We start from the raw sequence: 13,586 nt of genomic DNA, 5'->3' as shown, positions 1-13,586 counted from the left end.
ACTCGACCCTTATACGGCCATCAGGTCTTTTTCTTTCTCGGCCAGCTTGGCGTCGATTTCAGCCACGAACTTCTTGGTCAGATCGTCGATCTCGCCGGCTGCGCGACGCTCTTCGTCTTCACTGATTTCCTTTTCCTTGACCAGATCCTTCAGGGAGCTGTTGGCATCGCGACGGATGTTGCGCACAGCAACACGAGCGTCTTCAGCCACATCACGCGCCTGCTTGGTGAAACCGCGACGGGTTTCTTCAGTCAGGGCCGGCATGCTGATCAGCAACAACTCACCCAGGTTGGTAGGATTCAGGTTCAGACCTGCACTGCCGATGGCCTTGTCCACGGCACCCAGCATGTTGCGCTCGAACGCAACGACTTGCAGGGTACGGGCATCCTTGACGGTGATGTTGGCCACTTGTTTGATCGGGGTATCAGCGCCGTAGTAAGGCACCATCACGCCTTCCAGGATGCTCGGGTGCGCCTGACCGGTGCGGATACGGCCGAAGTTGTGAGCCAGGGACTCAACGGACTTCGTCATGCGCTCTTTAGCGTCTTTCTTGATTTCGTTGATCATTGTTGGACTTCCTCGATCAGAGTGCCTTCAGCGCCACCATGCACGATGTTCAGCAGGGCGCCCGGCTTGTTCATGTTAAATACGCGCAGCGGCATCTTGTGATCGCGGCACAGGCAGATAGCCGTCAGATCCATTACACCCAGCTTGCGATCCAGTACTTCATCGTATGTCAGATGATCGAACTTCTCGGCATGCGGGTCTTTGAACGGGTCAGCGGTGTAGACGCCATCGACCTTGGTCGCCTTGAGCACGACATCAGCGTCGATTTCAATAGCGCGCAGGCAGGCTGCCGAATCCGTGGTAAAGAACGGATTGCCGGTACCGGCCGCGAAGATCACCACGTCCTTGGAGTTCAGGTGGCGCATGGCCTTGCGACGGTCATAGTGATCGGTTACACCGACCATGGAGATGGCCGACATCACGATGGCGGAGATATTGGCACGTTCCAGCGCGTCGCGCATGGCCAGGGCGTTCATCACAGTGGCCAGCATGCCCATGTGGTCGCCCGTGACCCGATCCATGCCGGCCTTGCTCAGCGCTTCACCGCGGAACAGGTTGCCACCGCCGATCACCAGACCGACCTGAACGCCGATGCCGACCAGTTGGCCGACTTCCAGCGCCATGCGATCGAGCACTTTCGGATCGATCCCGAACTCTTCCGAGCCCATCAGGGCCTCGCCGCTAAGCTTGAGTAGAATGCGTTTATAGCGAGCCTGATAACCACTGCCCTGCTGAGCCATTGCGAATCTCTCCTGCGGCGTATTTTAAAAATTCTTTGCGAGCTGTTTACAGCTGGCGTTCACTCTAGCTTGGCGCTGCTTCAGCGCCATCGGAACATGGCTTTGTAAGTCAGTTCCAAGGGGAAACCAATTAAAAATTGGTAACCCTATCTGAAAAGAGGCTGCGCGCGTGAGCGGGCAGCCTCTTTCGGGCGACAGTTGAAAAACCGTCTTATTGCTTGGCGGCAGCCAGCTGGGCAGCAACTTCTTCAGCGAAGTTGTCGACCGGCTTCTCGATGCCTTCGCCTACTTTGAAGTAGGTGAAGGAAACGATTTCAGCGCCGCCTTTCTTGGCCAGCTCACCAACCTTGATTTCAGGGTTCTTGACGAACGCCTGCTCAACCAGGCTTGCTTCTGCCAGGAACTTGCTGATACGGCCCTTGACCATGTTCTCAACAATGTTTTCTGGCTTGCCTTTGATTTTTTCTTCGTTCAGCTGCAGGAACACAGCCTTTTCACGCTCGATCGCTTCGTCGGAGACTTGCGAAGGCAGCAGGAACTCAGGGTTGCTTGCAGCAACGTGCATTGCGATGTCTTTGGCCAGCTCGACGTCGCCGCCTTTCAGGACAACAGCAACACCGATCTTGTTGCCGTGCAGGTAGGTGCCGACTACGTCGCCTTCTACGCGCACCAGGCGACGGATGTTGACGTTCTCGCCTACTTTGGCAACCAGTGCTTCGCGAGCGGCTTCTTGAGAAGCGATCAGCGGAGCTGCATCGGTCAGCTTGTCAGCGAATGCTTTGTCAACGCTGGCAGCAACGAAGTTTTTGAAGTCGTCCTGCAGAGCCAGGAAGTCGGTCTGCGAGTTGACTTCGATCAGAACGGCAGCCTTGCCGTCGTCCTTGATGGCGATAGCGCCTTCAGCGGCAACGTTGCCAGCTTTCTTGGCAGCCTTGATGGCGCCCGAAGCACGCATGTCATCAATGGCTTTTTCGATGTCGCCGCCAGCCTTTTCCAGGGCTTTCTTGCAATCCATCATGCCTTCGCCGGTACGCTCGCGCAGTTCTTTGACCAACGCTGCAGTAATTGCTGCCATTTTCAAATTCCTCTTGGATAGGTTTTCAACCATTCCACCCGATCGAACGGGCGTTCAATTCTTCCCGAACCTGTTTGTAGCCGCTGCACGTTACAGATGCTGTAGCTGCGCTGCCGACAGATGGTTTTCGAGGTGGCAAAAAGGGGGCCAAGCCCCCTTTTTGCTTACTGAGTCAACGCCAGGGCGTCAATTACTCAGCTGCAGCCTGAGTTTCTTCAGCTGCGAATTCTACAGTACCGCCAGCAACGTTGTTGCGACCGCGGATGACTGCGTCAGCCATCGAACCCATGTACAGCTGGATAGCGCGGATTGCGTCATCGTTGCCTGGGATGATGTAGTCAACGCCTTCCGGGCTGCTGTTGGTATCGACAACGCCGATGACCGGGATGCCCAGCTTGTTGGCTTCGGTGATCGCGATGCGCTCGTGGTCAACGTCGATCACGAACAGTGCGTCTGGCAGACCGCCCATGTCCTTGATGCCGCCCAGGGAACGATCCAGCTTCTCAAGATCGCGAGTGCGCATCAGCGCTTCTTTCTTGGTCAGCTTGGCGAAAGTACCGTCTTCGGCTTGTACTTCAAGGTCACGCAGACGCTTGATGGAAGCACGAATGGTCTTGAAGTTGGTCAGCATGCCGCCCAACCAGCGGTGATCGACATACGGCGAACCGCAACGTGCTGCTTCTTCAGCAACGATCTTGCCAGCGGAACGCTTGGTGCCGACGAACAGAATCTTGTTTTTGCCCTGGGCCAGACGCTCTACGAAAGTCAGAGCTTCGTTGAACATTGGCAGGGTTTTTTCAAGGTTGATGATGTGAATCTTGTTACGCGCGCCGAAAATGTATTTACCCATTTTCGGATTCCAGTAACGGGTTTGGTGACCGAAGTGCACACCGGCCTTCAGCATATCGCGCATGTTGACTTGGGACATGATAGTTCCTTGATAAGTCGGGTTGGGCCTCCACGTATCCCAATGACCAACCATTGATCCGAGGATCAAAGGCACCCAGGCCATCGTGTCGACACGTGTGTGGGTTAATGCTCCCGGAGCTATCCCCGGAAAGCGGCGCATTTTATACCACAGGGGCGACGCAAACGGAACCCGGAATCTGCAATCGCGTCAGGGACATGCGCGCCAGCCCCTTGGAATCGGGACAATGCGCCGCATTGTATAGAGAGAAGCGATGCACGCAGGCGCGGATTTGCGCCTTTGGTCTGTTAGAATCGCGTTTTTCGGGGCCGCCAAATCAACAGCCGCGCCCCTGTTCGTATCAGCAAGCGCCGTCGAGCGCAGAGAGAGCCTGTATGACCGTCACCCTCAAAACCCCCGAGGACATCGCTGGCATGCGTGTCGCCGGCAAACTGGCCGCCGATGTGCTGGAAATGATTGCCGAGCACGTCAAGCCTGGCGTGACCACCGATGAGCTGAACCAGATCTGCCACGACTACATCGTCAACGTCCAGCAGGCCATCCCTGCCCCGCTCAACTACAAGGGCTACCCGAAGTCGATCTGCACCTCGATCAACCACGTGGTCTGCCACGGCATCCCGAACGACAAGCCGCTGAAAAACGGCGACACCCTGAACATCGACGTCACCGTGATCAAGGACGGCTACCACGGCGACACCAGCCGCATGTTCCACGTCGGCACCGTGCCGGTCTGGGCCGAGCGCCTGTCGCAGGTCACCCAGGAATGCATGTACAAGGCGATCGAAATCGTCAAACCCGGCTGCCGCCTCGGCGACATCGGCGAAATCATCCAGAAACACGCGGAAAAGAACGGTTTCTCGGTGGTTCGCGAATTCTGCGGCCATGGCATCGGCAAGGTGTTCCACGAAGAGCCGCAGATCCTGCACTACGGCCGTGCCGGCACCGGCATGGAACTGAAGGCCGGCATGACCTTCACCATCGAGCCGATGATCAACCAGGGCAAGGCCGACACCAAAGTACTGGGCGACGGCTGGACCGCTATCACCAAGGATCGCAAGCTGTCGGCACAGTGGGAACACACTTTGCTTGTCACCGACACCGGCTACGAGATCTTCACCCTGCGCAGCGACGACACCATCCCGCGCATCTCGGCCTGACCCAGACACCGTTCCCAGCCTATAGAAGGAAAGTCAATCGATGCCGCAGGTGGATCCCGAACTCTTCGACCGCGGCCAGTTCCAGGCTGAACTGGCCCTGAAAGCGAGTCCCATCGCGGCGTTCAAGAAGGCGATCCGCCAGGCCCGCGAGGTGCTCGATTCACGCTTCCGGGCCGGTCGCGACATCCGGCGACTGATCGAAGATCGGGCGTGGTTCGTCGATAACATCCTGCAAAAGGCCTGGGACCAGTTCGACTGGAGCGAAGACGCCGACATCGCGCTGGTCGCGGTCGGCGGCTACGGTCGCGGCGAACTGCACCCTTACTCCGACATCGACCTGCTGATCCTGCTGGACAGCGCCGACCACGAAATCTTCCGCGATTCCATCGAGCGTTTTCTCACCCTGCTGTGGGACATCGGCCTGGAAGTCGGTCAGAGCGTTCGTTCGGTCGACGAATGCGCCGAAGAGGCCCGCGCCGACCTGACAGTGGTCACCAACCTGATGGAAAGCCGCACCATCTGCGGCCCCGAGCGCCTGCGCCAGCGCATGCTCGACGTCACCAGCACCGCACACATGTGGCCGAGCAAGGAGTTCTTCCTGGCCAAGCGCGCCGAGCAGAAGGCTCGCCACCACAAGTACAACGACACCGAATACAACCTGGAACCCAACGTCAAAGGCTCGCCCGGCGGACTACGGGATATTCAGACCATTCTGTGGGTAGCCCGTCGTCAGTACGGCACCCTGAACCTGCGCGCCCTGGCCGGCGAAGGCTTTCTGGTCGAGAGTGAAAACGCCCTGCTGGCGTCCTCTCAGGAATTCCTCTGGAAAGTGCGTTACGCCCTGCACATGCTCGCCGGTCGCTCCGAAGACCGCCTGCTGTTCGATCACCAGCGCACCATCGCCGGGCTGCTGGGTTTTGAAGGCGACGACGCCAAACAGGCCGTCGAAAACTTCATGCAGCAGTATTTCCGGGTGGTGATGAGCATCGCCCAGCTCAGCGACCTGATCATCCAGCACTTCGAGGAAGTCATCCTCGCCCCGGAAGACGAAGCGCCGCCACAGCCGATCAACTCGCGCTTCCAACTGCACGACGGTTACATCGAGGCACGCAACGACAACGTATTCCGCCGCACGCCGTTCGCCATGCTCGAGATCTTCGTGCTGATGGCCCAGCAGCCGGAAATCAAAGGTGTACGCGCCGACACCATTCGTCTGCTGCGGGAAAACCGTCACCTGATCGACGACAACTTTCGCAACGACATCCGCAACACCAGCCTGTTCATCGAGCTGTTCAAGTGCAAGATCGGCATCCACCGCAACCTGCGGCGGATGAACCGTTACGGCATTCTCGGGCGCTATCTGCCGGAATTCGGCTTCATTGTCGGGCAGATGCAGCACGACCTGTTTCACATCTATACGGTCGATGCGCACACGCTGAACCTGATCAAGCACCTGCGCAAATTGCAGTACACCCAGGTGTCGGAGAAATTCCCGCTGGCCGCCAAGCTGATGGCGAAACTGCCCAAGCCTGAACTCATTTATATGGCCGGCCTGTACCACGACATCGGCAAGGGCCGGCATGGTGATCACTCGGAAATTGGTGCCGTGGACGCTGAAGCGTTCTGTCAGCGCCATCAATTGCCGGTGTGGGACAGCCGCCTGATCGTGTGGCTGGTGCAGAACCACCTGGTGATGTCGACCACCGCCCAGCGCAAGGACCTGTCCGACCCGCAGGTGATCCATGACTTCGCGCTGGCGGTCGGTGACGAGACACGTCTCGACTACCTGTACGTGCTGACCGTGGCCGACATCAACGCGACAAACCCGACGCTGTGGAACTCGTGGCGTGCCAGTCTGCTGCGCCAGCTCTACACCGAGACCAAGCGTGCACTGCGCCGCGGCCTGGAGAACCCGGTGGATCGCGAAGAACAGATCCGCCAGACCCAGAGCGCAGCACTGGACATCCTGGTACGCGGCGGCACCGACCCGGATGACGTCGAGCAATTGTGGGCGCAGCTGGGCGACGACTACTTCCTGCGCCACACCGCCGGCGATGTGGCCTGGCACACCGACGCCATTCTCCAGCAACCGGCTGACGGCGGCCCGCTGGTGCTGATCAAGGAAACCACCCAGCGCGAATTCGAGGGCGGCACGCAGATCTTCATCTATGCGCCGGACCAGCACGACTTCTTCGCCGTGACCGTGGCTGCGATGGATCAGCTCAATCTGAACATTCACGACGCCCGGGTCATCACGTCCAGCAGCCAGTTCACCCTCGACACCTACATCGTGCTCGACACCGATGGCGACTCGATCGGCGACAATCCGGTCCGGGTCAAGCAGATTCGCGAGGGACTGACCGAAGCCCTGCGCAACCCGGCCGACTACCCGACGATCATCCAGCGTCGGGTGCCGCGCCAGCTCAAGCATTTTGCGTTCGCCCCGCAGGTGACGATCCACAACGACGCCCAGCGTCCGGTAACCGTACTGGAACTCACTGCGCCGGATCGTCCAGGCCTGCTGGCACGGGTCGGCGGGATTTTCCTCGAGTTCGACCTGTCGCTGCAGAACGCCAAAATCGCCACCTTGGGCGAGCGGGTGGAAGACGTGTTCTTCATCACCGACGCCCACAATCAACCGCTGTCCGACCCGCTGCTGTGCAGCCGTTTGCAGGATGCCATCGTCGAACAGTTGAGCGTCAATCAGGAACCCGATATCAAACTGTCGCGCATCAGCATTTGATTGCGCGCCCGGATTCAACCGCTTTGCACGAGATCCCGCACCGATGAACAACGCTCTGTCCCAGCTTCAGCCCTACCCGTTCGAAAAGCTCCGCGCCCTGCTCGGCAGCGTTACGCCAAACCCGGACAAGCGCCCGATCGCGCTGTCCATCGGCGAACCGAAGCATCGCTCGCCAAGCTTTGTCGCCGAGGCGCTGGCCAACAATCTGGATCAGATGGCGGTGTACCCGACCACCCTCGGCATCCCGGCCCTGCGCGAAGCCATCGCGGCCTGGTGCGAACGTCGTTTCAACGTGCCGAACGGCTGGATCGACCCGGCGCGCAATGTGCTGCCGGTCAACGGCACCCGTGAAGCGCTGTTCGCTTTCACCCAGACCGTGGTCAACCGTGGCGACGACGCACTGGTGGTCAGCCCGAACCCGTTCTATCAGATCTACGAAGGTGCGGCGTTCCTCGCCGGCGCCAAGCCGCACTACCTGCCGTGCCTGGACGAGAACGGCTTCAATCCGGACTTCGATGCGGTATCGCCGGAGATCTGGAGGCGCTGCCAGATCCTGTTCCTGTGCTCGCCGGGCAACCCGACCGGTGCGCTGATTCCGGTCAATGTGCTGAAAAAACTGATCGCCCTGGCCGACGAATACGACTTCGTGATCGCCGCCGACGAGTGCTACAGCGAACTGTACTTCGACGAACAAACCCCGCCGCCGGGCCTGCTCAGTGCCTGCGCAGAACTGGGCCGCCAAGACTTCAAGCGCTGCGTGGTGTTCCACAGCCTGTCCAAGCGCTCGAACCTGCCGGGTCTGCGCTCCGGTTTCGTTGCCGGCGATGCCGACATCCTCAAGGGCTTCCTGCTGTACCGCACCTACCACGGCTGCGCGATGCCGGTTCAGACCCAACTGGCCAGCGTCGCAGCGTGGAATGACGAAGTGCACGTGCGCGCCAACCGTGCGCTGTATCGCGAGAAGTTCGATGCCGTGCTGGCGATCCTCAGCCCGGTGATGGACGTGCAGCGCCCGGATGGCAGCTTTTATCTGTGGCCGAATGTGCAAGGCGACGATGCCGCGTTCTGCCGGGATCTGTTTGCCGAAGAACACGTGACCGTGGTGCCGGGCTCGTACTTGTCGCGGGACGTCGGTGGCGTCAATCCGGGCGCCGGGCGCGTGCGGATGGCGCTGGTTGCGCCGCTGGCCGAGTGCGTCGAAGCGGCCGAGCGTATTCGCGACTTCGTCCTGCGCCACAAGTAATGTCTGAATGCCCGTGCCGGCCAATCCGGCACGGGTGGTCAAATATCACGTAACACTTCCCTTGTTTTTTGTATCTCATTCCTGTGCCGGCCAGACGTTAGTCTTGAGTCGCGCCACTCGCTGCGCGTGAACCAACGCCAACTTTAACTTCATGGAAGAAGTGAACAATGAAAGAACTTCTGGATTGCCAACTGATTCAATGGCCTGACGATCAGGCCGCTTACACAGCCGCCATCAGCGAGAATCCGGCAAATGCCGGTACACACAGCGCACCCGGCTCTCGCCGCAAACGCTCCGTGGTCAATTACTCGAAACTCTAGGCAAATGGCCGCACGTTAAAAATCGCATTCATCGATACACCCGACCCAGACCTTAAGGTCGCGATTATCAAGGCAGCCTGTAAATGGCTGCCCTATATCAACCTCAAGTTTGAATTCGTCGACGATCTGAAAGGTGATATCCGCATCGCCACTCGGAACAATACCAACAGTTCGGTGCTCGGCACTGATGCGCTATTGATTCATCCCGACCATCCGACGATGAATCTGGGCGTCAAACCGGAACATGCCGATTTCGAAACCATCGTGGTTCACGAGTTCGGCCATGCGCTGGGGGCCCTGCACGAACATCAGCACCCTCAAGCCAATATTCCGTGGGACAAACCCAAGGTGTACGCGTTTTACCGAAATCGGGAAATGAATCCGCTGACCCGCGAACAGGTCGACCGCAATCTGTTCGCGTCCTTCGATACGCTGGATGCGCTTTATACGAACTACGACAGGCGATCGATCATGCACCATCCCATATCGAACGATTTGACCATCGGCAACTGGGAAGTCCCGATCAACCGCAAGATCAGTAAAAAAGACAAACAATTGATGAAACTGCTTTATCCGAAATAAATGCCTGCTTCAAAACAACATTCGTCAGGTGCAACGCCTGACGAAACTGGATTGAACACACCCACTTACATCAAACAACTTTCATACTTTCACGATCAACAATAACTTCACCACCCGAACTCATCGAGTTGCTGGACACGTTAATTATTTCCTGCAAGTAAGGACACTTGAACATGATTCAAACAATCAACCAGTCTCGCCGAAAAAAACGCGCAGCCGGCAAACCGGCTCACTTCTGGACGCCTGGCCAGACATTGCGAATTGCCTTTCTGAATGGCGACCAGGCGTTCAAAGAGGCTGTCAAAACCGCAGCGAGCAACTGGCTGCCTCACATCAACCTGAAGTTCGATTTTGTCGAGGGCGACTCAGGGGATATTCGTATCAAAAGCGAGCCCGGTATTTACTGGTCTGTCATCGGTAACAACGCCCTATTGGTCGAAGCGCCAGACCCGACCATGAGGCTGTCACCGGACCTGCGAGCACCAGCGTTCTTCGCCGCCAATGTCATGCATGAGTTCGGGCACGCATTGGGAGCCGAACATGAGCACCTGCACCCGGAGTCAAACATTCCCTGGAACAAACCTGCGGTTTACGCCTCACACGGCGTGGCCGAAGACGCCGATGAAGACGATTACGCGCGCCAGTCTGTCGATGAACGCTACTTCAACCTGCTCGATGCAGGCTCGTTCGACTATTCGCCTTACGATCCGAAATCGATCATGCATTACCCCGTTCGCCAGGACTGGACCCACGGCGATTTCAAGATTGATCTGAATCGAGTGCTCAGTGAAAAGGACAAGGCCTTCATGGCGAAGGCCTATCCGTACCCTGCTGCACAGACGGCGTAGCCAGTGGGCCAGGGCCGCCTGGATCATTTGACCTGCCCCAGATTGGCCTCACTCAAATCCAGTTCGCCCAGCACTTCCCGTAAAACGTCATCACCAATCTGATGCTGACGACTGAGGCTGTACAACTCAAGGCGCTGCGCCCGCAATGCCTTGAGGCGCAAGCGGCGTTCCAGCAGATCCATCTGGAACGCCAATGCCTGGGCTTCGGCGGATTCGTTGAACACCTCCAGCTGATGGCGGTACTCGGACATGATCCGCGCCTTGAGCTCCGCTGCCAGCGCGGCTTGCGCGGCATCCTGCGGATTGACCTCTTCGGTCTCCAGCGCATGAATCGCTGCTTCCGCGGTCTTGCGCCAGGCGTCACGGACTTCCTGACGACGCTTGTCGTCCGGGCTTTTTTCGATACCACGCAACAGCAATGGCAGCGCAATACACGCCGTCACCAGCGACAACAGAATCACCCCGGCGGCGATGAAGATCAGCAGGTCGCGCTCGGGAAACACCTCGCTGCCCATCAGCATCGGCACCGACATCACACCCGCCAGGGTCACCGCACCGCGCACACCGCCAACGGTCAGCAACCAGCAGGAACGGGCGGTCGGCACTTGCGTCAGATCCCCCTTCCCACGCAGGCGACGCAACAGCACCGAAAGACGCCAGATGCTCTGCACCCAGATAAAACGCAACAGGACCAGCGCCAGGAAGATCGCCACCACATCGAGACAGCGATAGAACAGGGTCGGCCACAACGACGTCTCGTGGCTGACCACCGCTTTAATGATGTCCGGTAGCTGCAGGCCGAGCAGCAGAAAAATCAAACCGTTGAAGGCAAACTCCAGCAACGACCACACGCTGCGATTGAGCAACCGGGTGCTGGTCTGGCGCGGCAGCAGATCGAGCCAGCTCTGCATCATCCCCGCCGCCACTGCCGAAAGAATGCCCGACGCGCCGAGCCGTTCGGCCAGCACGTAAGCGGCGAATGGCAGCAGCAACATGAACACCACGTGGGTCGCCGGATCGTCCCAGCCCCGGGCGATCATCCAGGCGCGCAACCGGCCGACCAGCCAGCTCAGCGCCACACCCACTGCCAGCCCGCCGACCGCGACCAGTACGAAGGTCAGGCTGGCGTTGGCCAGGGAAAACGCACCGGTAACCGCCGCGACCAGGGCGAACTTGAACGTCACCAGGCCCGAAGCGTCATTCATCAGCGCCTCGCCCTGCAACATGTGCATCAATGGTGTGGGCAAGCGGTTCTGCGAAATGGCCGAGACGGCCACGGCATCCGTTGGCGACAGTACCGCCGCCAGCGCGAAGGCCACCGGCAAGGGAATCGTCGGCAGCAGCCAATGAATGAAGTAGCCCGCCCCGACCACGGTAAACAGCACCAACCCGACCGCCAGCGTCAGCACCGGCCCGCGCAGGCGCCACAATTCCCGCTTGGGCATGCGCCAGCCATCGGAAAACAGCAGCGGTGGCAGGAACAGAAACAGGAACAGCTCCGGATCAAGAGCCACGTGCAGGCCGAGGGTCGGCCAGGCCAGCAAGGCACCGGCGGCGATCTGCACCAGTGGCAGCGGCAGCGGAATCACCCGTCCCACCAGGCGCGAGACACTGACCAGCATCAGCAGGATCAGGACGGTATAAGCGGTTTGCATAGAGCGGAAATCCCGGACAATCGACAGCGTTGAAACTGCCATATTAGCCGCTTAGGCTGTGCGTGACCGTTGCACCTATGTCGCAGCCCCCTCAGCAAAAGCAACCCCGGCGCCGCGAAACCGTCTGGTCATGGCATAATCCGACACCATTTTTTTCCAGCACCTGTAAAGGGGGCAATTCCTTGACCGTTTCAAGCAAAACGTTGCACCTTTTCGGCATCAAAGCCTGCGACACCATGAAAAAGGCGCGCACCTGGCTCGATGAACACGCTGTCAGCTATGACTTCCACGATTACAAGACCGCCGGCATTGACCGTGAGCACCTGACCCAATGGTGCGACGAGCATGGCTGGCAAACGGTGTTGAACCGCGCAGGCACGACCTTTCGCAAACTCGACGACGAACGCAAAGCCGATCTCGACCAGTCGAAAGCCATCGAACTGATGCTCGCTCAACCCTCGATGATCAAGCGCCCGGTGCTCGATCTCGGTGACCGAACCCTGATTGGCTTCAAGCCAGATATCTACGCGGCCGCGCTCAAGTAAGCAGCCCGTCACTTTTTGTAGAGGTATTCACATGTCCAACTCCCTGTTCAGTATTGCCTTCGGCGTCGGCACCCAAAACCGTCAAGGCGCGTGGCTGGAAGTGTTCTACGCCCAGCCGCTGTTGAACCCTTCGGCCGAACTGGTTGCCGCAGTTGCACCGATCCTCGGCTACACCGAAGGCAACCAGGCCATCACCTTCACCACCGCACAGGCTGCGCAACTGGCTGAAGCCGTGAAAGGCATCGACGCGGTGCAAGGCAAGCTGCTGACTCGCCTGGCCGAAAGCCACAAGCCGCTGGTCGCGACCCTGCTGGCCGAAGACGCGCAACTGACTTCGACTCCTGAGGCTTACCTCAAGCTGCACCTGCTGTCCCATCGCCTGGTCAAGCCGCACGGCGTGAGCCTGGCCGGGATCTTCCCGCTGCTGCCGAACGTGGCCTGGACCAGCCAGGGCGCGATCGACCTGAGCGAACTGGCCGAGCTGCAACTCGAAGCCCGTCTGCGCGGCGAGCTGCTGGAAGTGTTCTCGGTGGACAAGTTCCCGAAAATGACCGACTACGTGGTACCGGCCGGCGTGCGTATCGCTGACGCCGCACGCCTGCGTCTGGGCGCCTACGTGGGCGAAGGCACCACCGTGATGCACGAAGGTTTCATCAACTTCAACGCCGGCACCGAAGGCCCGGGCATGATCGAAGGCCGCGTTTCCGCTGGCGTCTTCGTTGGCAAGGGTTCGGACCTGGGCGGCGGCTGCTCGACCATGGGCACCCTGTCGGGCGGCGGCAACATCGTGATCAAGGTCGGCGAAGGCTGCCTGATCGGCGCCAACGCCGGTATCGGTATCCCGCTGGGCGACCGCAACACCGTCGAGTCGGGCCTGTACGTGACCGCTGGCACCAAGGTGGCGCTGCTGGACGAGCACAACAACCTGGTCAAAGTGGTCAAGGCTCGTGAACTGGCCGGTCAGACCGACCTGCTGTTCCGTCGCAATTCGGAAACCGGCGCTGTGGAATGCAAAACCCACAAATCGGCGATCGAACTGAACGAAGCGCTGCACGCTCACAACTAAGCGCCGCTGTGACCTCCTGTGGGAGCGGGCTTGCTCGCGAAGACGGTGTGTCAGTCACCCTTCATTTTGACTGACACGACGCATTCGCGGGCAAGCCCGCTCCCACAGGGTTCGGCG

General features: G+C 59.2%; 12 protein-coding genes. 7 read left to right on the top strand and 5 right to left on the bottom strand.

The features are described from left to right. Positions 1 to 9: 9 nt before the first annotated feature. The 4 genes from frr to rpsB all read right to left on the bottom strand — a co-directional run bounded on the left by frr (position 10) and on the right by rpsB (position 3,310). On the bottom strand, positions 10 to 567 hold the full coding sequence (gene frr / locus K3819_RS05710) for a ribosome recycling factor (protein WP_011332684.1): 558 nt from the start codon (positions 565 to 567) through the stop codon (positions 10 to 12). Then, positions 564 to 1,307 (bottom strand): UMP kinase, encoded by a 744-nt coding sequence (pyrH, locus tag K3819_RS05705; protein ID WP_011332683.1) that lies wholly within the window; start codon positions 1,305 to 1,307, stop codon positions 564 to 566. Before pyrH ends, frr begins: the two co-directional genes overlap by 4 nt. A gap of 211 nt (positions 1,308 to 1,518) precedes the next feature. Further along, complete coding sequence (tsf, locus tag K3819_RS05700; RefSeq protein WP_064593783.1) at positions 1,519 to 2,382, bottom strand: translation elongation factor Ts; 864 nt, start codon at positions 2,380 to 2,382, stop codon at positions 1,519 to 1,521. A 190-nt stretch (positions 2,383 to 2,572) separates the two neighbouring features. Further along, a complete protein-coding gene (rpsB, locus tag K3819_RS05695; RefSeq protein WP_008052780.1) occupies positions 2,573 to 3,310 on the bottom strand; it encodes a 30S ribosomal protein S2 in 738 nt (245 codons plus the stop codon). A gap of 374 nt (positions 3,311 to 3,684) precedes the next feature. Here rpsB and map point away from each other — a divergent pair, with 374 nt between their 5' ends. The 5 genes from map to K3819_RS05670 all read left to right on the top strand — a co-directional run bounded on the left by map (position 3,685) and on the right by K3819_RS05670 (position 10,203). Continuing rightward, positions 3,685 to 4,467: a type I methionyl aminopeptidase gene (map, locus tag K3819_RS05690; RefSeq protein ID WP_039769663.1), complete on the top strand. Its 783-nt coding sequence runs from the start codon at positions 3,685 to 3,687 to the stop codon at positions 4,465 to 4,467. A gap of 40 nt (positions 4,468 to 4,507) precedes the next feature. Then, positions 4,508 to 7,210, top strand: a complete 2,703-nt coding sequence (locus tag K3819_RS05685) for a [protein-PII] uridylyltransferase (protein ID WP_221398806.1) — start codon at positions 4,508 to 4,510, stop codon at positions 7,208 to 7,210. A gap of 43 nt (positions 7,211 to 7,253) precedes the next feature. Continuing rightward, the gene (gene dapC, locus K3819_RS05680) at positions 7,254 to 8,453 is read left to right on the top strand and encodes a succinyldiaminopimelate transaminase (RefSeq protein ID WP_221398805.1); all 1,200 of its coding nucleotides are present in this window, start codon (positions 7,254 to 7,256) and stop codon (positions 8,451 to 8,453) included. A 539-nt stretch (positions 8,454 to 8,992) separates the two neighbouring features. Continuing rightward, complete coding sequence (locus K3819_RS29370; protein ID WP_260329041.1) at positions 8,993 to 9,355, top strand: hypothetical protein; 363 nt, start codon at positions 8,993 to 8,995, stop codon at positions 9,353 to 9,355. Positions 9,356 to 9,528: 173 nt separating this feature from the next. After that, positions 9,529 to 10,203, top strand: a complete 675-nt coding sequence (locus K3819_RS05670; protein WP_221399662.1) for a hypothetical protein — start codon at positions 9,529 to 9,531, stop codon at positions 10,201 to 10,203. A 23-nt stretch (positions 10,204 to 10,226) separates the two neighbouring features. Here the strand turns inward: K3819_RS05670 and K3819_RS05665 are convergent, their stop codons facing one another. Next, positions 10,227 to 11,858: a Na+/H+ antiporter gene (locus K3819_RS05665; RefSeq protein WP_221398804.1), complete on the bottom strand. Its 1,632-nt coding sequence runs from the start codon at positions 11,856 to 11,858 to the stop codon at positions 10,227 to 10,229. Positions 11,859 to 12,094: 236 nt separating this feature from the next. Here K3819_RS05665 and K3819_RS05660 point away from each other — a divergent pair, with 236 nt between their 5' ends. Together K3819_RS05660 and dapD are read left to right on the top strand one after the other, a co-directional pair. Further along, positions 12,095 to 12,403: an arsenate reductase gene (locus tag K3819_RS05660; protein WP_042607053.1), complete on the top strand. Its 309-nt coding sequence runs from the start codon at positions 12,095 to 12,097 to the stop codon at positions 12,401 to 12,403. Between the two features lie 31 nt (positions 12,404 to 12,434). Continuing rightward, entirely contained in the window at positions 12,435 to 13,469 is a 1,035-nt protein-coding gene (gene dapD / locus K3819_RS05655) for a 2,3,4,5-tetrahydropyridine-2,6-dicarboxylate N-succinyltransferase (RefSeq protein ID WP_007954762.1), read from the top strand. Positions 13,470 to 13,586 lie beyond the last annotated feature (117 nt).

Origin of the sequence: Pseudomonas sp. 3-2, assembly GCF_019710535.1 — a bacterium.
In the GTDB taxonomy this organism is placed as follows: Bacteria; Pseudomonadota; Gammaproteobacteria; order Pseudomonadales; family Pseudomonadaceae; genus Aquipseudomonas; species Aquipseudomonas pharyngis.
Note: the sequence above shows the minus strand (reverse complement) of the source record. Positions and strands in the feature narration are given on the sequence as shown.

What these genes read in the sequence shown, in the direction of transcription:
- dapC (WP_221398805.1), top strand. Translation starts at nt 7,254, where the DNA reads ATGAACAACGCTCTGTCCCAGCTTCAGCCCTACCCGTTCGAAAAGCTC.
- frr (WP_011332684.1), bottom strand. Translation starts at nt 567, where the DNA reads ATGATCAACGAAATCAAGAAAGACGCTAAAGAGCGCATGACGAAGTCC.
- K3819_RS29370 (WP_260329041.1), top strand. Translation starts at nt 8,993, where the DNA reads ATGAATCTGGGCGTCAAACCGGAACATGCCGATTTCGAAACCATCGTG.
- K3819_RS05665 (WP_221398804.1), bottom strand. Translation starts at nt 11,858, where the DNA reads ATGCAAACCGCTTATACCGTCCTGATCCTGCTGATGCTGGTCAGTGTC.
- rpsB (WP_008052780.1), bottom strand. Translation starts at nt 3,310, where the DNA reads ATGTCCCAAGTCAACATGCGCGATATGCTGAAGGCCGGTGTGCACTTC.
- dapD (WP_007954762.1), top strand. Translation starts at nt 12,435, where the DNA reads ATGTCCAACTCCCTGTTCAGTATTGCCTTCGGCGTCGGCACCCAAAAC.
- K3819_RS05685 (WP_221398806.1), top strand. Translation starts at nt 4,508, where the DNA reads ATGCCGCAGGTGGATCCCGAACTCTTCGACCGCGGCCAGTTCCAGGCT.
- pyrH (WP_011332683.1), bottom strand. Translation starts at nt 1,307, where the DNA reads ATGGCTCAGCAGGGCAGTGGTTATCAGGCTCGCTATAAACGCATTCTA.
- map (WP_039769663.1), top strand. Translation starts at nt 3,685, where the DNA reads ATGACCGTCACCCTCAAAACCCCCGAGGACATCGCTGGCATGCGTGTC.
- tsf (WP_064593783.1), bottom strand. Translation starts at nt 2,382, where the DNA reads ATGGCAGCAATTACTGCAGCGTTGGTCAAAGAACTGCGCGAGCGTACC.
- K3819_RS05660 (WP_042607053.1), top strand. Translation starts at nt 12,095, where the DNA reads ATGAAAAAGGCGCGCACCTGGCTCGATGAACACGCTGTCAGCTATGAC.
- K3819_RS05670 (WP_221399662.1), top strand. Translation starts at nt 9,529, where the DNA reads ATGATTCAAACAATCAACCAGTCTCGCCGAAAAAAACGCGCAGCCGGC.